The sequence below is a fragment of the Streptomyces sp. NPDC057950 genome (assembly GCF_042887295.1).
GTDB lineage: Bacteria > Actinomycetota > Actinomycetes > Streptomycetales > Streptomycetaceae > Streptomyces > Streptomyces kaempferi.
Map to the genome: position 1 here is coordinate 65,177 of NZ_JBHVPP010000026.1, position 18,682 is coordinate 83,858.

General features: G+C 71.8%; 20 protein-coding genes. 12 read left to right on the top strand and 8 right to left on the bottom strand.

The window, feature by feature from the left end:
* The first annotated feature begins 45 nt into the window (after positions 1-45).
* The 7 genes from ACFVTC_RS35210 to ACFVTC_RS35240 all read left to right on the top strand — a co-directional run bounded on the left by ACFVTC_RS35210 (position 46) and on the right by ACFVTC_RS35240 (position 7,667).
* Entirely contained in the window at positions 46-783 is a 738-nt protein-coding gene (locus ACFVTC_RS35210; protein WP_390132626.1) for a LysM peptidoglycan-binding domain-containing protein, read from the top strand.
* The gene (locus tag ACFVTC_RS35215) at positions 783-2,690 is read left to right on the top strand and encodes a VgrG-related protein (RefSeq protein ID WP_390132628.1); all 1,908 of its coding nucleotides are present in this window, start codon (positions 783-785) and stop codon (positions 2,688-2,690) included. The genes ACFVTC_RS35210 and ACFVTC_RS35215 overlap by 1 nt, the downstream gene beginning before the upstream one ends.
* A gap of 40 nt (positions 2,691-2,730) precedes the next feature.
* Positions 2,731-3,171 carry a GPW/gp25 family protein gene (locus tag ACFVTC_RS35220; protein ID WP_168532519.1) on the top strand — a complete coding sequence of 147 codons (441 nt, stop codon included), beginning with the start codon at positions 2,731-2,733 and terminating at the stop codon, positions 3,169-3,171.
* Positions 3,171-5,129, top strand: coding sequence for a putative baseplate assembly protein (locus ACFVTC_RS35225; RefSeq protein WP_390132631.1), 1,959 nt, complete (start codon positions 3,171-3,173; stop codon positions 5,127-5,129). Before ACFVTC_RS35220 ends, ACFVTC_RS35225 begins: the two co-directional genes overlap by 1 nt.
* Complete coding sequence (locus ACFVTC_RS35230; RefSeq protein WP_390132633.1) at positions 5,126-5,683, top strand: phage tail protein; 558 nt, start codon at positions 5,126-5,128, stop codon at positions 5,681-5,683. Before ACFVTC_RS35225 ends, ACFVTC_RS35230 begins: the two co-directional genes overlap by 4 nt.
* On the top strand, positions 5,680-7,233 hold the full coding sequence (locus tag ACFVTC_RS35235; protein WP_390132635.1) for an NADase-type glycan-binding domain-containing protein: 1,554 nt from the start codon (positions 5,680-5,682) through the stop codon (positions 7,231-7,233). Before ACFVTC_RS35230 ends, ACFVTC_RS35235 begins: the two co-directional genes overlap by 4 nt.
* Positions 7,234-7,427: 194 nt before the next feature.
* Positions 7,428-7,667: a hypothetical protein gene (locus tag ACFVTC_RS35240; RefSeq protein ID WP_390132637.1), complete on the top strand. Its 240-nt coding sequence runs from the start codon at positions 7,428-7,430 to the stop codon at positions 7,665-7,667.
* A gap of 227 nt (positions 7,668-7,894) precedes the next feature.
* Here the strand turns inward: ACFVTC_RS35240 and ACFVTC_RS35245 are convergent, their stop codons facing one another.
* The 3 genes from ACFVTC_RS35245 to ACFVTC_RS35255 all read right to left on the bottom strand — a co-directional run bounded on the left by ACFVTC_RS35245 (position 7,895) and on the right by ACFVTC_RS35255 (position 10,339).
* Complete coding sequence (locus tag ACFVTC_RS35245) at positions 7,895-9,094, bottom strand: SPFH domain-containing protein (protein WP_390132639.1); 1,200 nt, start codon at positions 9,092-9,094, stop codon at positions 7,895-7,897.
* Between the two features lie 11 nt (positions 9,095-9,105).
* Positions 9,106-9,357 (bottom strand): hypothetical protein, encoded by a 252-nt coding sequence (locus ACFVTC_RS35250; protein WP_390132641.1) that lies wholly within the window; start codon positions 9,355-9,357, stop codon positions 9,106-9,108.
* A gap of 103 nt (positions 9,358-9,460) precedes the next feature.
* Complete coding sequence (locus ACFVTC_RS35255) at positions 9,461-10,339, bottom strand: hypothetical protein (RefSeq protein ID WP_390132643.1); 879 nt, start codon at positions 10,337-10,339, stop codon at positions 9,461-9,463.
* Between the two features lie 152 nt (positions 10,340-10,491).
* Between ACFVTC_RS35255 and ACFVTC_RS35260 the strand changes: the two genes are divergently transcribed.
* Positions 10,492-10,905 carry a hypothetical protein gene (locus tag ACFVTC_RS35260; RefSeq protein ID WP_390132645.1) on the top strand — a complete coding sequence of 138 codons (414 nt, stop codon included), beginning with the start codon at positions 10,492-10,494 and terminating at the stop codon, positions 10,903-10,905.
* Between the two features lie 451 nt (positions 10,906-11,356).
* Here ACFVTC_RS35260 and ACFVTC_RS35265 read toward each other — a convergent pair whose 3' ends face one another.
* A complete protein-coding gene (locus ACFVTC_RS35265) occupies positions 11,357-11,593 on the bottom strand; it encodes a chaplin (RefSeq protein WP_390132647.1) in 237 nt (78 codons plus the stop codon).
* 224 nt (positions 11,594-11,817) lie between these two features.
* Between ACFVTC_RS35265 and ACFVTC_RS35270 the strand changes: the two genes are divergently transcribed.
* Positions 11,818-12,024 carry a hypothetical protein gene (locus ACFVTC_RS35270; protein WP_390132649.1) on the top strand — a complete coding sequence of 69 codons (207 nt, stop codon included), beginning with the start codon at positions 11,818-11,820 and terminating at the stop codon, positions 12,022-12,024.
* A gap of 75 nt (positions 12,025-12,099) precedes the next feature.
* Here ACFVTC_RS35270 and ACFVTC_RS35275 read toward each other — a convergent pair whose 3' ends face one another.
* Positions 12,100-12,750 (bottom strand): DUF4360 domain-containing protein, encoded by a 651-nt coding sequence (locus ACFVTC_RS35275; RefSeq protein WP_390132651.1) that lies wholly within the window; start codon positions 12,748-12,750, stop codon positions 12,100-12,102.
* A gap of 448 nt (positions 12,751-13,198) precedes the next feature.
* Between ACFVTC_RS35275 and ACFVTC_RS35280 the strand changes: the two genes are divergently transcribed.
* Positions 13,199-13,747 (top strand): hypothetical protein, encoded by a 549-nt coding sequence (locus ACFVTC_RS35280; RefSeq protein ID WP_390132653.1) that lies wholly within the window; start codon positions 13,199-13,201, stop codon positions 13,745-13,747.
* Positions 13,748-13,964: 217 nt separating this feature from the next.
* Complete coding sequence (locus ACFVTC_RS35285) at positions 13,965-14,735, top strand: SDR family NAD(P)-dependent oxidoreductase (protein ID WP_390132655.1); 771 nt, start codon at positions 13,965-13,967, stop codon at positions 14,733-14,735.
* Between the two features lie 248 nt (positions 14,736-14,983).
* Here the strand turns inward: ACFVTC_RS35285 and ACFVTC_RS35290 are convergent, their stop codons facing one another.
* Both ACFVTC_RS35290 and ACFVTC_RS35295 read right to left on the bottom strand, forming a co-directional pair.
* Entirely contained in the window at positions 14,984-16,537 is a 1,554-nt protein-coding gene (locus ACFVTC_RS35290) for a carboxylesterase/lipase family protein (protein ID WP_390132657.1), read from the bottom strand.
* Between the two features lie 412 nt (positions 16,538-16,949).
* Positions 16,950-17,135 (bottom strand): CsbD family protein, encoded by a 186-nt coding sequence (locus ACFVTC_RS35295; RefSeq protein ID WP_168532495.1) that lies wholly within the window; start codon positions 17,133-17,135, stop codon positions 16,950-16,952.
* 163 nt (positions 17,136-17,298) lie between these two features.
* Between ACFVTC_RS35295 and ACFVTC_RS35300 the strand changes: the two genes are divergently transcribed.
* The gene (locus tag ACFVTC_RS35300; RefSeq protein WP_390132659.1) at positions 17,299-17,838 is read left to right on the top strand and encodes an AAA family ATPase; all 540 of its coding nucleotides are present in this window, start codon (positions 17,299-17,301) and stop codon (positions 17,836-17,838) included.
* Between the two features lie 58 nt (positions 17,839-17,896).
* Here the strand turns inward: ACFVTC_RS35300 and ACFVTC_RS35305 are convergent, their stop codons facing one another.
* Positions 17,897-18,622 (bottom strand): alpha/beta fold hydrolase, encoded by a 726-nt coding sequence (locus tag ACFVTC_RS35305; protein WP_390132661.1) that lies wholly within the window; start codon positions 18,620-18,622, stop codon positions 17,897-17,899.
* Positions 18,623-18,682 lie beyond the last annotated feature (60 nt).

The window sequence follows — 18,682 nt, forward strand, 5'->3', positions numbered from 1 at the left end:
GGTCAGGAACTCGGGGATTTCAGGGACTAGGGGACGGCGAAGAACATGGCAGGCAAGGCAGGAAAGGGCAGCAAGGGCGGTGCGGGCAAGAGTCTCGTGCGTGCCACGCTGGCCATCCACGAGCCGCCCATCGGCCACAGCACGACACCGGGCGCTTTGATCAAGACGTTCAACTTCGACTTCAACCCCACCACGCTCTCCCTGACCCGCCGCGCCCGGTGGAAGACCACCCCGACCGCGGCCGTGCGCGACGGCTCCCTCCCGGAGTTCATGGGTCCCGAGCCGCGTGAACTGACCGTCGAGATCTTCCTCGACTCCTCCGCCGACCCGACCAGCAACACGGTGCTGAAGAAGGTCGAGGCGCTGTTCTCCTGCTGCGAGGTGACGACGAAGAGCATCGCCGCCAAGCAGCCGTCCACGCCGTGGGTGGTCTTCCAGTGGGGGTCGTTCTCGACCGCGCGTTTCACCGCGTACGTCGGCTCCGTGGAGGCCAGTTACTCGCTCTTCGGCACGACGGGCGTGCCGATCCGGGCCAGCTGCCAGGTGCATCTGCACGAGATCCCCAGCAAGACCAAGGGCCAGAACCCGACGTCGGGCGCTCTCACCGCGCAGCGCGTGCACCGGGTCGTGGCGGGCGACTCGCTGCAGTCACTGGCCTGGCGGGAGTACGGGAACGCGGCCGCCTGGCGTGCGATCGCCGAGGTCAACGGCATCGACGACCCGTCCCGGCTGTCGAACGGCACGGAACTCGTGCTTCCGGCCGCCGAGGAGGTGGGTCTCTGATGGTGCAGGCCTCGTACTCCAGCGTCGTCCACGTCACGGTGGGCGGCAGCCCGCTCCCGGACAAGATCGCCTCCGACCTCGTAGCCTGCTGGGTCGACCTCGGGGCCGGGGTGCCCGGCGCGTTCCGGCTCACCTTCCGCGACCCGGACCGGCTGGTGCTCGGTGACCTCGGTGTCCAGTGCGGCACCGAGGTGGTCCTCGCGCCGGTCGCCGACGGTCAGGGGGCCTCCTCCCCACTGCTGACCGGCGAGGTCACCGGGATGGAGACCGACTACGACGGCACCGGGACCTTCACCGTCGTACGCGGTTACGACCTCGGCCACCGTCTGATGCGCCAGCGCAGGGTGGCCGCCTACCGCAATCAGACGGCCTCCGACATCGTCCGCAAGCTGGTCGCCATGAACGGCATCCCGGTCGGCGCCAAGGTCGGGTCCACCCGGACCGTGTACGAGTTCATCAGCCAGGCCAACGTCACCGACTGGGACTTCCTGGCCCGGCTCGCCGACGAGAACGAGATGGTGATGTCGCTGGACTCCCGGGGGAGGTTCCAGTTCGTCAAGCCCGACCCGGCGTCCGGAGCGCCCTCGACGAGCACACCCGGCGAGAAGAGTCCCTTCGTGCTCCAGGGCGGCGTGGACGTGCTGCGCTGCCGGGCCGCGGTGACCTCCGCCGACCAGGTCGCCAAGACCGAGGCCCGCGGCTGGGACGTCGGGACCAAGAAGAAGCTGACCGCGACCGCGCCCGCCACGGCCAACGCCGGGTTCGCCATCGGTGTCACGCCGCAGGACACGGCGAAGAAGTTCAAGCCCGCCAGACTCGTCGAGACCGACACACCCTACGACCGGCAGCCCGAGGTCAAGTTCGCCGCCGAGGCCCTGGCCGACGACGTGACCTCGTCCTTCGCCGAGCTGGAGGTCGTGGTCTGGGGCAACCCCAAGCTGCGCCCCGGCGTCCCGATCGCGCTCACCGACGTGGGCAAGCCCTTCGAGGGCCAGTACACGGTCACCTCCGTCCGGCACGAGTTCGGCAACGACGAGCCCTACCGGACCTGGGTGACCGTCAGCGGCCGGCAGTGGCGCTCGTTGTACGGCCTGACCTCCGGAGGCGGTACGGCCACCACCCCGAAGCTGCCGAGCGTGGCCAACGCCCTGGTGACGAACGTCCAGGACCCCCTCGAACAGGGCCGGGTCAAGGTGCAGTTCCCCTGGCTGGACGACCTGTACGAGAGCGACTGGACGCGCACCGTGCAACTGGGCGGGAAGGGCGGCGGCGGGGTGTTCCCGTACGACGTCGGCGACGAGGTGCTGGTGGCCTTCGACCGCGGCGCCCTGGATCACCCGTTCGTCGTCGGCGGCCTCTACAACGGCAAGGACAGACCGACCGTCGTCAGCGACGTCCCGCTGCACGACGGGCTCAAGAAGCAGGCGATCCGGCACACCCTGTCCGACCGGAAGGGCAATCGCGTCGACCTGCTCAGCCAGCAGACCGGTGCCCGCAAGCAGGGCGTGCGCATCGCCTCCGGCAACGACAAGCTGACCATCAACCTCGACCGCACGAAGACCGAGATCACGGTGGACAGCAAGGGGTCCGTCACCATCAAGGGCAGCAGGTCGGTGTCGGTGGAGGCGGGCACGGACCTCACCCTGAGCGCGCGCCGGAGTCTGACGATCAAGAGCGGCGGACCGCTCAGCATCGAGGGCCGTGGGCTCGTCAACCTGAAGTCCCTCGGCGGGGCGGTCGACGTCGACGCGGTGGGGGCGCTCAGCCTCAAGGCGGTCGGCGCCGCGACTCTCACGGCGGGCGGCACCGTCCAGGTCAACTCCATCGCGGCCGTCGGCATCCGGGCAGTCACCATCCCCCTCCAGGGCCTGGTGATGGTCAACAACAAGCCCTATCCACTGCCGTGATGGCCGAGAAATTCGTCAGCAACAGGCGGGAGTCCCTCTGATGGCCGAGCAGTTCGTCGGATCCGGCTGGGCGTTCCCCATGCGCATCGGCCCCACCGGAGGCATCGCGCTGGTCAGCGGGGAACGGGAGATCGAGGAGGCCATCCGGCTGGTGCTGGCCACCGCGCCGGGCGAGCGGCCGATGCGCCCCGAGTTCGGCTGCGCCATCCACGACCTGGTGTTCTCCCCGGTCAACGAGGCGACGGCGGGGCGCATCCAGCACGAGGTGTACACCACCTTGGACCGCTGGGAGCCGAGGATCGAGGTCAACGACGTCGAGGTGACGGCCGGCGCGGACCAGGGCGTGCTCTTCATCGACGTGCGCTATTCGATCCGTGGCACCAACAACCCGCGCAGTCTGGTCTTTCCGTTCTACGTCATCCCCTCCCACGAGGATCCCGACGCCCCGGGCTCGGGCAACTCCCTTGAAAGCGACCGCTGATGGCACTGCCTTCCCCGAATCTCGACGACCGCCGCTTCCAGCAGTTCGTCGACGACGCCAAGCGCTACATCCAGCAGCGCGCGCCCGAATGGACCGACCACAACGTGTCGGACCCCGGCGTCACCCTCGTGGAGACGGTCGCCCACATGGCCGACCAGATCGTCTACCGGCTCAACCGGGTCCCGGAGAAGAACCATCTGGCCTTCCTGGACCTCGTCGGCATCACCCTCTTCCCGCCCTCGGCCGCCCGCACCGACGTCACCTTCTGGCTGTCCGCGCCGCAGGAGGAGCCGATCGTGCTGCCCGTCGGCACCGAGGCCGCGACGCTGCGCACGGAGAGCGAGGAGGCCGTCGTCTTCGCGACCGAGCGTGAACTGACCGTCGTACCGACCGCGTTGCGTCATCTCGTCGTACAGCACAGTGGGCTTGCGGTCACCGACCGGACAGCCGACCTCACCGAGGGCAAGGACGTGCTGTGCTTCGCGGAGGCGCCCGGTCCCGGTGACTGCGTGCTGTTCGGCCTCACCACGGCCGTACCGCACTGCGCGGTGGCCCTGGAGCTCGACAGCCGGGTCGACGGTGTCGGTGTCGACCCGCGCCAGCCGCCTCTGGTCTGGGAGGCGTGGACCGAGGACGGCTGGACCGCCTGCGAGGTCGACCGCGACGGCACCGGCGGTCTGAACCGGCCCGGAGACGTCGTCCTGCACGTCCCCGGCGGCCACACGCTCTCCCGCACCGGCGGCCAGGAGGCGGGCTGGCTTCGTTGCCGGGTCACCGACCCGCTGCCCGACCAGCCCTTCTACACCACCTCGCCGACCGTCCAGGCCGCGGAGGCGTTCACACTCGGCGGCACGACCTCGGCGATCCACGCCGAGACCATCCGGGACGAGGCGCTCGGCGAATCCACCGGACTGCCGGGGCAGCGGCTGCGGCTCACCCACTTCCCCGTCGTCGGGGACACCCCGCCGGTCCTGCTGCAGACGGCCGAACGTGACGGCTGGACCGACTGGGACGTCGTCCCGCACTTCGCCGCGTCCGGCCCCGACGACCGGCACATCGCCCTGGACGCGGCCACCGGCGAGATCTCCTTCGGGCCCGCCGTCCGCGAACCCGACGGCACACTGCGCCAGTACGGGTCGGTGGCGCCCAAGGGCGCCGTCATCCGCGCCCGCCGCTACCGGACCGGCGGCGGGCGGGCCGGCAATGTGGCCCGCGGTGCCGTCCAGGTACTGCGCAGCTCGGTGCCGTACGTCGCGGAGGTCGTCAACCGGGAGGCGGCGCGCGGTGGCGTCGAGGGCGAGACCGTCGCCGAGGCGAAAACCCGGGCGCCGATCACTCTGCGGGCCCAGGAGCGGGCCGTGACCCTGCGCGACTACGAGGAACTCGCCCGGCGCGCCGCACCCGAGACCGCCCGTATCACCTGCCTGGAGGGCGACGAGGGCGAGCACGGCGCCTACGCGGTCCGTGTCCTGGTCGTCCCACAGGCGGTGCCGGACCCCGGCGGACGGCTGCGCTTCGAGCAACTCGTGCCGGGTGACGCCCTGTTGCAGCGCATCACCCGCTATCTCGACGAGCGGCGGCTGATCGGCACCCGGCTCGCGGTCGGCCCGCCGTTCTACCAGGGCGTCACCGTGGTGGCCACCGTGCACGCATTCCGCGGTGTCGACACCGACCGGGTCCGCCGCCAGGCGCACGACGCGCTCTACCGCCACCTCGACCCGCTCACCGGCGGCGCGAACGGCACCGGCTGGCCCTTCGGCCGCCCCGTGCAGTCGGGCGAGGTGTTCGCGGTGCTGCAGCGCGTCCCCGGCGTCGAACTCGTCGACGCCGTGCAGCTCCACCCCGCCGACCCGCTGACGGGCAAGCGCGGCGACCCGACCGACCGGATCGATCTCGAAGCCCCTTCCCTGGTCTTCTCGTTCGACCACCGTGTGCGCGTCATCGGCGACGGGTCATGAGGGGCTCCATCGACGGCCTGGAGTCCTCGGCGCCGATCGGCGCGATGCTCCCCGCGGTCTTCGCCGACGACGACCTCGCGCTGCGTTTCGTCGCGGGCCTCGACGAGGTCGTGGCACCGATCCTGCTGGCCCTCGACTGTCTGCACAGCTACTTCGACCCGGCGCTCGCGCCGGCCGACTTCGCCCGCTGGCTCGGCACCTGGGTCGGCGCCGAGATCGACGGCTCGGAGCCGGACGCCCGGCTGCGCGCGGCCGTCGCCGCCGCCGCGTATCTGCACCGGGTACGCGGCACCCGTCGCGGTCTGGCCGAGGCGGTGCGGCTCGCCTTCGGCGCCGAACCGGAGATCACCGAGAGCGGCGCCGCCTCCTGGGATCCCCGCCCGCTCGGCCCGGTCCCCGGCGACCGCCGCCCCCGGCTGCACGTCACCCTGCGGCTGCCCGATCCGACGCCGGCGGACGAGTACCGGCTGGAGAGCCTCGTGGCGGCCGCCCGCCCCGCCCACATGCCCTACACGGTCCAGGTGACCGCCGCCGAAAGGATCCCCGAGAGATGACCACCCAGACCCCAGGCACCGAACCCGGGCGCGCCCCCGCCTGTGCCGAATGCGGCACTCGGGCGGAGCCCGGTCAGTCCTTCTGCGACGCCTGCGGCGCGGTGCTCGACTGGGCCGGGAGTCCGGCCGCGACGGCCACCGCCCGGACGAGCGGTTCCCGGGCGGCGGCGGAGACCCGGCGCCCCGGCGCCGTGGCCACCGACGAGGCACCACCGGCCGTCGGCGCCGGGTCCGCGGAGGGCGAGCCGGGGTGGGACGCGTTCCCCGTGCCGGGCGCCGGTACGGGGACGGCGCGTACGGCCCATGACACGGACGCCGGAACCGGTGCGCGGCGGACGGGCACGGGCGGCCCGGACACCGTGGGCGCCGTGGAAACCGTGGGCGCCGTGGCCGCCGTGGGCGCGGCCAACGCCAACGCCAACGCCAACGCCAGCAACAGCGCGAGGATGGACCGCAGTGACGCGGTCTCGGACGTGGCGGTCGGTGCGCGGGCCGCGGCGAGCCCGGTCCACGGCGGCACGGGCGGTACCGGCGACGACCTCCCCCGCGCCCACCCGAGTCTTCCCGACGCCTCCCCCACGGCCGTGGCGGGGCACGACGACACGGCGGACACCGAGCCGCTGCCGTCCGCCGCCCCCGAGGTCTCCCGGGACTCCGCGGCCGAACGGGCCAGGTCACTGCTGGTACCGGTGGCGGATCCGGAGGAGCGGCCCGCCGCGCCTTCGGTGGCGCCCGTGCTGCCGGGTCTCCCCGTCGCGAACCGCCCGCAGGTCCGCGCCCCTGGTGGCGAGCACGGCGCGGAAGGGGGTGTGCCCTGCCCCTGGTGTGCCACTCCCAACCGTCCGGACCGGCACTTCTGCGGCCGGTGTGCGCTGCCCATGGCCGGCGAACGTCAGACCCCGCAGCGGCTGCCCTGGTGGCGGCGGCTGCTCAACTCCCGCAACGGGCGGACGCCGTGGGCCGGCGACCGGCCCCGACTGCGCCGCGGCTTCGGACGCGTCATGAACTGGGTGGTCGGCGCGGTCGTCCTCACTCTGGTGGTGGTCGCCGCGATGAACACCGGTACGGCGGTGCAGGCCGTGAAGGACCACTTCGCCAAGCGGGCCCCGATCGGCCCCGACAGCTACAAGGCGTCCCGTTCCTTCCCCGGTCACGGCGCCGGGCTCGCCTTCGACAAGCTCAACAACACCTGGTGGGGACCGGGCGTCTCGCAGTCCGGGGACGGCGAGTGGCTGGAGGCCAGTTTCGCGCAGCCGACCAGGCTGCTGGACCTGGTCATCACCCCGGGCGTCTCCACTCACGCGGACCAGATCTCCCAGTCGGCGCTGCCGCACCGCATCGAGGCCCGCGTCACCACCGCGAACGGCCGGACCACCACCCGCTTCCTCACCCTCGACCAGGGCGCGGGCGGCCAGAGCCGCAAGTTCCGCGCGGGTGACGTCACCGCGGTCCGCTTCATCATCCGCTCGGCCTACGGCGCCGCCGCCTCCAAGCAGGTCTCCATCGCGGAGGTCGAGTTCTTCGGCCCGTCGAGTTCCAACGGCTCGTAGGGCACCGAGAGGGTCCACCGAATCGCGTACGAGGGGGACGGTCCCCGGCATCGAGGCCCGGGGCCGTCCCCCTGAACGTGCCACTCCATGGTCGAGTTCTTCCGGTTCTGGCCGAACTGGGAGGATGACTCCCGTGAAGTCGCCGCGGCCTTACCGTAGAGGCACGGCACCAGACACGAGGAGAAGCGCCACCCGTGCACGAAGCACCGATCTACGCCCAACTGATCTCCGAACGCGGCGACATACCGCTCCAGGTCCGCAACGAGGCCCGCCGGATCCAACGCGAACTCGAATGGATCCTCAACACCGATCCCTCGTCGGGCGGTCTCCTCCCGAGGCCTGCGGGCGCTTCGGTCCCGAGTCCGCGCCCGCTGCCCCCGGCACTTCCGCCTTCGCTTCCCCCGGGCAACAGCCCGACCGGCTGGCTCAGCTGACGTTCGATCGCCTCACGCCGAGACACGCGCCGACACCCGAGGCGCCCAGCGCTCCCCCGGCCCGCATCACCCGTGGCGGCGGCCGCCTCGAAGGAGGCGGGGGCCGGCGCCCCGGGAGCCGCGCCTCGGCGACAGCATCGGCCGTGGACACGGACGGTGCGTCCGCCCGTCGGTGTCATGCTGCCGAAGTCGCGTCGAAGTCACGCTCCCGGGACGGCACTTCAGGTTCAGCCCTGCGAAGACGAGCCGTCCTGCGACTCGTTCCCGTCGGCACCCTTCTCCGGCGTCCGCAGGTATCCGGGCAGCTCCAGCAGCGCCTCCGACTTCCCGGAGCGGCCGTCGGAGTTGTTGCCGTTCAGGTTCTGACGGACCGAGTCCAGGATCGTCAGGCCCTGGGCGACCAGGCCGGCGGCGATCTCACCGAGGCCGTCCGCACCGTTCAGGACGTTGACGTTGGCACCCGCGAGACCGCCCGCGGCCTCCTTCACGATCAGCGGGAGCTGGTCGATCAGCATCCGGTCCAGTGCCACCCGGTCGTGCGAAGCCGCCGCCTCGGCCTGGATCTTCATGCGCTCCGCGTCGGCGATGGCGAGCACCTTGATCCGCTCGGCCTCCGCCTCGGCGGGCTTCACGATCTCGGCCACCAGCTGCTGCTGGCGCAACTGGGCCGCCTTCTGGGCCAGTTCGGTCTGCGCCGCGAGGACCTCCTGCTGCGCGTGTGCCTGCGCCAGCGGTCCGGCCTGGGCCGCCTGCGCCTGCGCGCGGTCCACCTCGGCCGAGTATTCCGCCTTCACTATCGCGGTCTGCCGGGCGTACTCGGCCTGGTTGCGCGCGGCCACCTGCTCGGCCTCGACCGATGCCTGGGTGGCCTGGGCCTGCGCGATCTGCGCCTGCCGCTGGATGGCGGCCTTGTGCGGCGCGGACATGGCCTCGATGTAGCCGGTGTCGCCGTCGTCGATCGACTGGATCTGCAGCGAGTCCACGATCAGACCGATCTTGGCCATCTCGATCTTCGACGTGTCCAGGACCTCCGCGGCGAGCTTCTGCCGTTCGGTGACGATCTCCTCGACCGTCATCGAGCCGATGATGGCGCGCAGATGACCGGCGAAGATCCGGCCGGTCAGCACCGACATCTGGTCCTGGTCGGACAGGAACCGCTGGCCCGCGTTGATGATGCTCTCGTGGTCGTTGCCCACCTTGAACGCGATCACCGCGCGGACGTGCAGCGCGATTCCCTGCTTGGTCACACAGGTCTCGGTGACCTCCGCCTCACACATCGAAAGGGTGAGGAAACGGGTCTTGCGAAAAACCGGGAGCACGAACTTTCCGTGACCCGTCACCACGCGGAACGGCGCGCCCCCCAGTCCCCGCCTGCCGCCCGAGATCAGCATCGCCTCGTCGGGTGCGGGAACGCGGTAACCGAACATCGCTCTACTCCTTAACCGGCGTTGGGCGGGATCCCGCCCAACGCGTCCAACGGATCGGTCCACTCGATGACGTCGACCTCACGGCACCCACGGGATTCGATCACAAGCACGGTGGCCCCGATCGGGAGGGGCTCCTGCGACCAAGCGAGGAAGGTCTCGGATCCGCCTCGCACCCGCACCAGGATCTCGCCGGGACCGGCGGCTCCCCGCGTGCCGACGAGGAGCTCCCCGGTACAGCCGATCACGGCCTCGTCCTGCACCACTGCCGGCCGCCCCCAATCATTGTCGTTCTGCTTCCGACCTTAGACCTCCCCGCGTCGGACGCATACGCCTCGGCCGGTCCCCCGTGTCGTGGCCGGGGTGCGCTCAGCTCCTGGTGAACCGGTAGGTCTTGCTGTCGGTGAGTACGCAGAAGCCGGGTGACACCACGATCACACGCAAAGTGCCGGTGCGCCGGTCGTAGTCGATGCCCTCCGACTCGAAGCTGCCCGAGCAGGAGCTGCGCAGCGGGAGCTGGCGCAGCGCCGTGACATGACCGGTCACGTCGGCGGAGCCGGGCTCGGCGGACAGGTCGATCTGCAGCAGCGGCTTGGTGATGCCGAAGAGTGCGCCTTCCGGATCGTCGGAGGAGCACAGCAGCTGTGTCGACGTCGCGAAGTCGCAGCCCTGTACGTCGCGCACGGCGTGGTCCAGGTTGATGGTGGAGGCCTGCGGGAGGTTCGCGGAGGGGGAGGTGGCGGGGTTCACGCCGGGGGTCGGGAACACCAGCAGGCGGTTCATCGTGCCCCACTCGCCGGACACCATCCAGGAGCCGTTCGGCGAGATGGTGTCGAAGGAGTTGTTCAGCGCCTCCCCGGGGCTCAGGGCGTGGACGTACTCCGACCAGGCACCGCCCGGCGCCTGCACCCGGAACATCTTGGCGCCGCCTGAGTCCGCCTGGTACGGCTCCACGTAGTAGCCGTTGTACGAGGCGTCGGGGTCGCCCACGTGGTTCCAGCCGCGGACGGTGAGACCGAACGGGATCGTGCCGATCCCCGTGTACCGGTTGGGGCTGCCCGCCGGGACCTCGACCGAGGCGAGGCCCTGGCTCTCGGTCAGCGGATCGGCACGGTCGGAGCCGACCTCGTTCCAGGTGTCCGCGGCCGCGGCCGGAGCGGTGGCGGCGACCGAGAGGGCGGCGGCCGTGGCGAGGGTGACGAGACCGGCCAGAACGGCGTGACAACGTTGCCGGGCAGGCATGCGCATGAGGGGTGCTCCTCGGGTGGGGGGTGCTGGTTTCGGCGCACAGTCTGACCCGAGGAGTTAGGCATGTACAGGCCAATGGAGAATCATTGGCCGCCCACCCACTTTCCGGACCACGGCAGTTGACCCCGCATCCCCCTCGCACCGGGGTGCCCGTGCCGAGTTCCGTACGCACCCGTGACGCGGCACCGGTCGCCACGGCCGTCGTCCGGCCGGGCCGGGCCGCACCTGGCGCCGCGGAGGGCGGTTCGACGGCGAGAGCGGCCGGAACCGACGGTCCGAGCCGTCCGAACGATCACATCGCCCGCTGCCCGATGGCTCCGCACGAGGGCCACGACGGGAAGACGCGGGAGCGGTCCGCGTGGTGTCCGGTGGCGCTGCTCATAGGGGGTGCCGGTCTTGCGGCCCGCGGGTTCCGGGAGGCGCGGCGTGATGTCGCCCGCGTCGCTCCCGCCGGTTCACCGGACGAGCGCGCCGGCGAGACGCCCGCCCGCACCGGTTCCGGGCCGTACTTCATCGGCGACATCGGCGACGATCCGACGCCGGGCGGGGCCCGCCATGCCGTCTGAAGGCTGGAACGGGTCCTCGTTTGAGCGGAGTTCGAGGAGGCGTCGGGGCCGGCCGTCCTCTGCACCTCGGGGCCGGGACCGGCCGCCGTCGGCGCCGCGCGGAGGGCGGGCGCCGGCGCGGGTGTCACGGTCACGGCCGCTACGGAGGTGGAAGGCCGGCACTCGGGGCCGCTGATCATGACGGGGGGTCGCGCATACGGGCCGGCGGGGCGCACACACGGTTCGGCGGGGCGCACATTCGGCCGACGGGTCGCGCGTACGGGCCGACAGTGGGCTGGGCCGCCGGGACCGAGGGTTGCCGCGGGCGGCAATGTCCGTACGGCCCGGATCGTCGCGCCGTAGGCCGAGGCGCTCGGCGGACGGATCGCGTGGAGCCGCGGCCGGCCGGAATCCCGTGCCCGGCCGCGCACCGCCGGGCAGGCAGGAAACCCTGCCCGGCGGCCCTGGCGGGTCAGTTGTTCGCGCAGGCGTTCCCGGTCGCCGGGTTCAGCAGGCCCACCACGTCGACCGTGTTGCCACAGAGGTTGAGGCCGAGGTCGACGGGGATCTGAATGACGTTGCCGGACAGGAGACCGGGGCTGCCCACGGCGGCACCGACCGGGTTGGGGTCGGCGGCGGAGGCGGTCCCGGCGGTGGCCGCGAGGGCCACGCTCGCCAGTCCGGCAGCGGCCATCAGACGAATACGCATTGCAGGCTCCGATCAGTCGCGGAAGTGCGGTTCCTCCACCATCACCTGCGAAACCTCCGGCCGACATCGTTGTACGTCCGAACGGGTCGCCCGGACCCCGAGAACCACCTCCCGGCCCGTGTCCGGGCACGGCCGGGGCACCCCGGACACGCACGGGACGCGTCGCGCGGGGTGCCCGGATTGCCCGTAGCGTGAGAACAGGTCAGGTGGAACAGGGAGAGATCATGTCAACGAGCCAACCGGATTCGCCCGCGCCGTCCGACGAGAGGGCGACCCCCGACGCGCTGCTGCACACCGGAGCCGGCGGCGAGGTCACCGCCGAGGACCTGGTGCTCGCCGCAGGTCGCGACGTCACCCCGGAGAACCTCGCCTGGGCCGAACGCAAGCTGGCACAGGAGGGGCCCGCCGCCCTCGAAAGGCTGCTGCCCTAGCTTGACCGGCTCCGATGCGGCGGAGCCGGTCAAGGGGGCACGAGGGGCCGGGGTCGCCGGGTCAGCGATCCCTGGTCACGATCCGGGACACTCCTTCCAGGCCAGGTGGTAGACGGTGCTGATGTCGCCGTCCGTCGAGTCCATGGTCATGAAGCTGGTGCTGCCCGGCGCCGAGGTGCCCGCGTTGACGCGCAACTCGGTGTTGATGTTGAAGTTCCGCTGAACACCACAGGGGGCCCAGACCAGTTGGGCCCAGTCCGTGACGTCGGTGGCCTGCCAGTTGTCGTTGTACGGGCCACCGAAGGGATGGGTGATGGCCGCCGTGTTCGAGGAGCCCTGGAAGTAGTACGAGGCTTTCTCGGTGCTGCTGGCGCCGCGCTGGAGCGAGGCGAAGCCTCGGTAGTCGGCGCTGGCGATGGCGTACGTGAAGCCCTGCGGTACGTGGACGATCAGGTTGAGCTGGCAGTTCTTGCGGAACGCGGTGGGCTCGGAGGCTCCGCCCACCTGGGCGAGGTATTCACTGTAGGTGACGGTGAAGGCCGTGTTGTCCGGGGACACCGCGACGGCCGCGGTGCCCTGCGGGCAGCCCGAGCCGTTCACGGTGGCGACCTTGATGACGATCCTGTCCGGAGGAGGGTCGACGATCCCGGAGGACGGATCCTGTCCGGGCAGTGCGGTGGCGAACAGGGCGGCTATCGCGCCACCCAGAAGCAGCCCACCAGCCATGGTGCTCCCATCCGTTGCGTTGGTGTTTGCGGCGGCACGGATCGTGTGCCGCCGCGAATTGGGGGGTGCGGCTCCTCCCGCGTACGGGAAGGGCCGTCGCAGACCAGTGCGTTGGACCAAGCGTGAACTGTTGAACCATGTACATGACAAGTCCATGTGCATGGGTGACCCGGAAATGTGAAGGAGCCGTGAAGTCCGGGACGACCGCATCGTATGTACCCCGGCGCCCGACGGTCAGGGCGATCTCCGGCCATTCACTGCGTACGCCCGTTCACTCGCGCCGTGGCCGACGCGGTCGCCCGGCGCCCCGGCGAGCGCGCCCTGCCCGCGCCGTACGGCGCCGTGAGGGCGCCCGCGGGCCGCCGTCCCGACGGACGGACCCAGGGACTCTCCTCGAATCCCCCCGCCGCCGCACGGCTTCGCACTCACTCCTGCGACACTGAACGTCATGGAGTCCCGACACCTGCGAATCGGCCGCCGTCGCATATGGACGCTCAGCGGAGCCTGCTTCCTCGTGCTCGGCCCGGTCGGCTACTTCCTCGGCGGTTGGATTCCCCTCGTGGCACTGATCGTGGCGCTCACCGCGGCCACGTCGGTCTCGCACTGGAAGGCCGCCTCATGGCTCGCGCCCGCCGTGGAACGGGGGCAGCGGGAAAGCCGCCGGGACGTGGCGACCTTCTGCGTGGTCATAGCCGTCAGCGGCTACGCCCAGCCCCCGGCGCACGCGTCCCCCTCCCCCGGGGCCCCCGACCTGGCCGCACTGCGCCTGGAGGCCTACCGGGCCGCGGCGCACGACGATCTCGACGAGGAACTCCGGGGCCTGGCGGCCGACGCCCTGGCCGCCGCCGACACCGCGCACACCGAGGACACCCCGGTGTCCTGGCGGGCCGCACGCGCGAGTGCGGAGCGTCTGGCGCACGCGGCGCAGGAGGGCAATCCTTACGTACGGAACCTGCTGATCCAGTGGGTCGAGGGGAACCCGGCCGCGGACCGGTAGGGCGTGCCGCGGCACCAGGTCACGCACAGTGAGGCATTCGGGCCGATGGACGGCGACCGGCGCGCTGCGGCGTACGACGACGGGGGATCTTCCGGCGTACGGGATGTACTCGGATGATCCGGCGTCACGGCGGGGTGCCGTGCGCCGGAGGCCGAAAACGTGGGACCCGCGAGGTCATGCAGGTGTTCATCGCCAACTCCCCGGAAACGTGAGGACCATGGCCGACTTCTCCAGCAGGACCGGTGCCGCGTTCGTCGCGGGCGGCACCGGTGGTATCGGCGCGGCCGTCGTCCGTACGCTGGCCGAGCGCGGCAGCGACGTGGCGTTCACGTACCGCGCCAGCCGGGCCGGGGCCGACGCGCTCGCCGCCGAAGTGCGCGAGCACGGGCGTCAAGTCCTCGCGCTGCGCCTCGATCTGACCGATGGGACGGCCACGGCGGAAGCGGTCTCCGAGGCGGCCGACGCCTTCGGCGGCCTCCACACGGTGGTGTACGCGGCCGGCCCGCACGTGCCGATGGTGCACCTCAGCCAGGTGACGCCACGTCAGTTCAAGGACCAACTCGACGCGGACGCGCTGGCGTTCTTCCACCTCGTCCATCCGTCACTGCCCCGACTGCGGGAGAGCCGGGGCAGCATCGTCGCCGTCACCACCGTGGCCACCCGCAGGTTCCCGGTCCGCGACGGGCTCTCCTCGGGCACCAAGGGTGCCGTCGAGGCGGTCGCGCGGGCCCTGGCGGCCGAGGAGGGCCGGTACGGGGTCCGGGTGAACTGCGTCGCCCCGGGCATGCTGACCGACGGCATCGCCGCGCGGCTGATCTCCTCCGGCGAACTCGACGAGACGGCCCTGCGGATCACCCGCCACAACATCCCGCTACGGCGCTTCGGCGAGGCGACGGACATCGCGGAGGCGGTGGCGTTCCTGGCCTCGGACCGCGCCGGTTTCATCACGGGGCAGGCGCTGGGGGTGGACGGCGGCTACAGCGTGTAGCGGCGGCGGTCCGCGGTGTCAGCGGACGCGGCAAAATCGTCCTCACCGCCGTACGGGGCGAATCGCATCGGCCCGGTCGGCGCACCCTGACACCGGCCGGACTGCCGGGGAGCGCGAGGCGACCGGCCCGGGAGGCCGGGGCCCTCGCACGCAACGCGCCGCCCGGCTCCACGGTCCGTCCCGTACGGCTGTGAGGCCCCGCCACTCGCGCAGTGTCGCCGTTCGGTGTGCGCGCGGCGGGCCGGCGGTCAGCCGTACACCCCGGTCGCGAGGTCGTCGAGGGACCACCAGGTCCCCGACTGCCAGTCACGGCCGTGCCAGGCGGCACGGCGCGCAGCGCGCGGGTCGTCTACCGAGCGGGGCCCGGCGGGGCCGAAGACCATGGTGGCGCGCCGGCCGGTGGTGTACGCGGGCCAGTGCGGCAGCCCCTCGATGGCGGGGACCCCGTCGGTGACGAAGGCCCCGAAGGCCTCATGGAGCAGGCCGTTGACACCCGGACCGCCGAACCACATCGCGTTGCCGTCCGTACCGTGGACCGCGGGCAGCACTCCGTCGGGGACGACACTCGGCGGGAGCCCGGTCAGGGGCATGTCGTACCGGGAACGCCAGACGGGCGCGTGGGCGGACTGGGCGTCGGCGAGCCGCGTCGTGGGGATTGCGTACCGCTCGTCGGTCATCACGTCGACCCGCGACCGGACCGGATCGCGGGCCGGTCCGGACGGGTGCTCCGCGTAGACGGCGAGGATGTGGTCGCGCGCGGCGGGGCCGAAGTACTCCTCCAGGACGCGGTCCGCCTGCTCGGCGGCGTCGGGAGCGAGGAGTTGGTAGAACGCGCATTCGTCGACGCACGTCTGGGCCAGCAGCGCGACGCCCGCGGCGGCGCCCGCCGCCAGGGCGTCCAGGGGTTTACTGGTGAGGGCGAGCCCGTCGATGGAGGGCCGCCACAGCCAGGCGGCCCGCACCCCCTCGCCGACCGCGTTCTGCGCGCCGAGGATCTCCTCCGCGGGCACCTTGCGGATACCGTCCGCGGCCCCGGCTCCCAGCACGCGCAGGAACCGCCGGGTCAGGTCGGTGTCCTGGGCCCGGTCGGCGACGTGGTCGGCCCCGCCGCTCGACGAGACGGCCCGGTGGATCATGCCTCGGGTGAGGGGCGAGGCGAGCAGGTTGGCGACGGACTTGGCGCCGGCGGACAGACCGTAGAGCGTGATCCGGTCCGGGTCGCCGCCGAAGCCGGCGATGTTCTCGCGGACCCAGCGCACCGCGGCGATCTGGTCGTGCAGACCGAAGGCACCGGTGTGCTCCTCCCCGTCCAGCGCGAGGAACCCCAGTGCGCCCAAACGGTAGTTGAACGTCACCACGACCACACCGTGGGCGCGTGCGAGGGCGGCGCCGTCCCCGGCGATGTCGGTGCCGGTACCGACCTGGTAGCCCCCACCGTGGATCCACAGCAGCACGGGACAGGCAGCGGCGCCCGCCGGAGCCGTCACGTTGAGGTAGAGGCAGTCCTCCGACGGCTCGGGCAGTGCGGGCGCGTCGGGCGACAGCTGGTCCACCGGCACGGCGGGCAGGAGCATGGGCGGCTGCGGGGCGGGGGCCCCGAGTGCGGTGGCCTCGCGTACTCCGCTCCACGCCTCGGGCCGCCTCGGTGGCCGCAGCCGCAGTGGACCCACGGGAGGGGCCGCGTACGGGATGCCGCGCCAACCGAGGACGCCGTCGCCGACCTCGGCACCGCGGACCTTCCCGCCAGTGGTGTCGACGACGTACGCCGCCGTGCCCGCGCCGGACCGTGGCCTCCCCGTCATAGCGTCCTCCTGTCGTGGCATCGGGACCGGTTCTGCGAACCGCCCCACACCATGGCCCCGCAACACCGGCCGGTCGCCTTCCCCGTCCCATCCTTCCCGGGTTCAGTGCCCACCGTCACCCCTGCCGTTACCCCCATCGGGTCACCCCGGGGACCACGCACGACGGGTCCGGCACACACCCGGGTCGGGTCCCATCCCCCGTTCCGTCCAGCCCTGTCCACAGCCGTTCAGGTGACGCCCGGAGCCGCCGCGGGAGAGGAGCTCCCACCTCGAACGGCGAGCCCGGTGTCCCGAGGATGCTCATCGTGCCCGCCTCGACGGCGTGTGCCTGCGTACGGGCGGGTGCCTCCTGACGACAGAGGGGCGCCCCTCGACCGAGGTCGAGGGGCGCCCTTCGTGCGGGGTGAAGCGGTCAGTGCTTGTCGCGGAGTGAGTCGCGAGCACCTGCGGCCTTGCCACGGGCCTTCTCCGCGGCGTCGCGGACGTTGGCCTTGGCCTGGTCGGTCTTGCCCTCGGCTTCCATGCGCTCGTTGCCGGTGGCCTTGCCGGCCATCTCCTTGGCCTTGCCCTTGGCCTTGTCCATGGAACTCTTGCCCATGATCACTCCTTGGTTGGGGGGATACGCCTGCCACGCTAGGGGCGGTCGGCGGCTCCCGCATCCGGAGCGTGTTCGCTCCGTCACCGCGGGCTCCCCCCGTTCCACGTCTCGTGGGAGACATCCCTCCCCGACCGCACCGGTACGCGACGAGTAGCCTTCTCCGGTGAAACGCATCCTCGTCGTGGGCATCACCGGGGCCGGGAAGACCACCATGGCGCAGGCCCTCGCCGCGCGGCTTCAGCTGCCTTTCCACGAGATGGACGCCCTGAAGTTCACCGGCCCGCAGTGGGCGTCCAACCCCGGTCTGCAGCGGCAGGTGGCCGCGATCGCGGCCACCCCTGGGTGGATCTTCGACTCCTTCGGCTACCCGGAAGTCCGCGATCGGCTGTGGACACATGCCGACACGGTGATCTGGCTCGACTACCCCAGATCCGTGATCATGCCCCGTGTTCTGCGCAGGTCATTGCGCCGGACCCTGCTGCGCGAGCGCGTCTTCGGCGGCAATGTGGAGACCGTGTCCGACTGGTTCGGAAGCGACCACCCGGTGTGGTGGGCCTGGTCCCAGCACGGCGCGCGGCGGTCGGAGATCGGCCGACGCGTCCAGGATCCGCGCTTCGCGCCGCTTCACGTCATCCGCTTCCGCTCACCGCGACGCGCGGACGAATGGCTGCGAACCCTGCGTGCGGACGGGTCCGGCGTCTGACCGGGCGACCGCACGAAGGGGGCGCGTCCGGGCCGACGGGTGTGTGGAGGGCGGTGGGTCAGGCGAGCTCGAGCAGGAGCCCGGTGAGTTCGGCCGGCATGGTGACCATGCAGTCGTGGCCGGTCGCCAGTTCCCGCACCCGTGCCGGGGTGCGGTTGGGCTGTGTCGCCGGGACGGGGCGCCGGTCGAAGCCTTCCGGCCTGCCGACGGTGCAGTGGATGTGCGTCCGCGGGATGGCGTCCATCGCCGGGTTGTCCAGTCGTACCGGCTGCTGGAGGCAGCGCACCGAGAGATCCGACAGCATCGTGCGCAGCCAGGCGACGTCCGCCGGGTCGGTGACCCCGAACAGGCCCGAGGGGGGCGGCAGCTCGGGAAGCGGGGGAACCCGCCAGCCGTCGTCCGACTTCAGGGCGCGGTCGATCAGGACCTGGGTCACGGGCATGACATCGGCCGCGTTCTCGCCGTCCTCCGGGACCATCGCGTCGAGGTAGACGAGATGCGCGATCCGGTCCGGGACCTGATTGGCCGCGGCCGAGATGACCAGCCCGCCGTAGCTGTGGCCCACGAGGACCACCTCGGTGAGGTCCTCCTCGGTGATCAGCTCGACGATGTCGTCGACATGCGTGTCGAGCCCCACTTCCGGGCCGAGCAGATGCGCCTTGTCGCCGTGGCCGGTCAGCGACGGCGTGAGGACCCGGTGTCCGGCCGACTCCAGCAAGGGCACCACCCGCTCCCAGCACTCTCCGCTGTGCCAGGCGCCGTGTACCAGCAAATAGGTCGACATGGTTGCGCTCCTCGCTGTGCTTGTCCGCGCTCGGCGGGTCGCTGATCAGGCTGCCGCCCG

Excerpts from the sequence above, each read along its gene's own strand:
- ACFVTC_RS35210 (WP_390132626.1), top strand. The coding sequence starts at position 46 with ATGGCAGGCAAGGCAGGAAAGGGCAGCAAGGGCGGTGCGGGCAAGAGT.
- ACFVTC_RS35215 (WP_390132628.1), top strand. The coding sequence starts at position 783 with ATGGTGCAGGCCTCGTACTCCAGCGTCGTCCACGTCACGGTGGGCGGC.
- ACFVTC_RS35220 (WP_168532519.1), top strand. The coding sequence starts at position 2,731 with ATGGCCGAGCAGTTCGTCGGATCCGGCTGGGCGTTCCCCATGCGCATC.
- ACFVTC_RS35225 (WP_390132631.1), top strand. The coding sequence starts at position 3,171 with ATGGCACTGCCTTCCCCGAATCTCGACGACCGCCGCTTCCAGCAGTTC.
- ACFVTC_RS35230 (WP_390132633.1), top strand. The coding sequence starts at position 5,126 with ATGAGGGGCTCCATCGACGGCCTGGAGTCCTCGGCGCCGATCGGCGCG.
- ACFVTC_RS35235 (WP_390132635.1), top strand. The coding sequence starts at position 5,680 with ATGACCACCCAGACCCCAGGCACCGAACCCGGGCGCGCCCCCGCCTGT.
- ACFVTC_RS35245 (WP_390132639.1), bottom strand. The coding sequence starts at position 9,094 with ATGTTCGGTTACCGCGTTCCCGCACCCGACGAGGCGATGCTGATCTCG.
- ACFVTC_RS35255 (WP_390132643.1), bottom strand. The coding sequence starts at position 10,339 with ATGCGCATGCCTGCCCGGCAACGTTGTCACGCCGTTCTGGCCGGTCTC.
- ACFVTC_RS35265 (WP_390132647.1), bottom strand. The coding sequence starts at position 11,593 with ATGCGTATTCGTCTGATGGCCGCTGCCGGACTGGCGAGCGTGGCCCTC.
- ACFVTC_RS35270 (WP_390132649.1), top strand. The coding sequence starts at position 11,818 with ATGTCAACGAGCCAACCGGATTCGCCCGCGCCGTCCGACGAGAGGGCG.
- ACFVTC_RS35275 (WP_390132651.1), bottom strand. The coding sequence starts at position 12,750 with ATGGCTGGTGGGCTGCTTCTGGGTGGCGCGATAGCCGCCCTGTTCGCC.
- ACFVTC_RS35280 (WP_390132653.1), top strand. The coding sequence starts at position 13,199 with ATGGAGTCCCGACACCTGCGAATCGGCCGCCGTCGCATATGGACGCTC.
- ACFVTC_RS35285 (WP_390132655.1), top strand. The coding sequence starts at position 13,965 with ATGGCCGACTTCTCCAGCAGGACCGGTGCCGCGTTCGTCGCGGGCGGC.
- ACFVTC_RS35290 (WP_390132657.1), bottom strand. The coding sequence starts at position 16,537 with ATGACGGGGAGGCCACGGTCCGGCGCGGGCACGGCGGCGTACGTCGTC.
- ACFVTC_RS35295 (WP_168532495.1), bottom strand. The coding sequence starts at position 17,135 with ATGGGCAAGAGTTCCATGGACAAGGCCAAGGGCAAGGCCAAGGAGATG.
- ACFVTC_RS35305 (WP_390132661.1), bottom strand. The coding sequence starts at position 18,622 with ATGTCGACCTATTTGCTGGTACACGGCGCCTGGCACAGCGGAGAGTGC.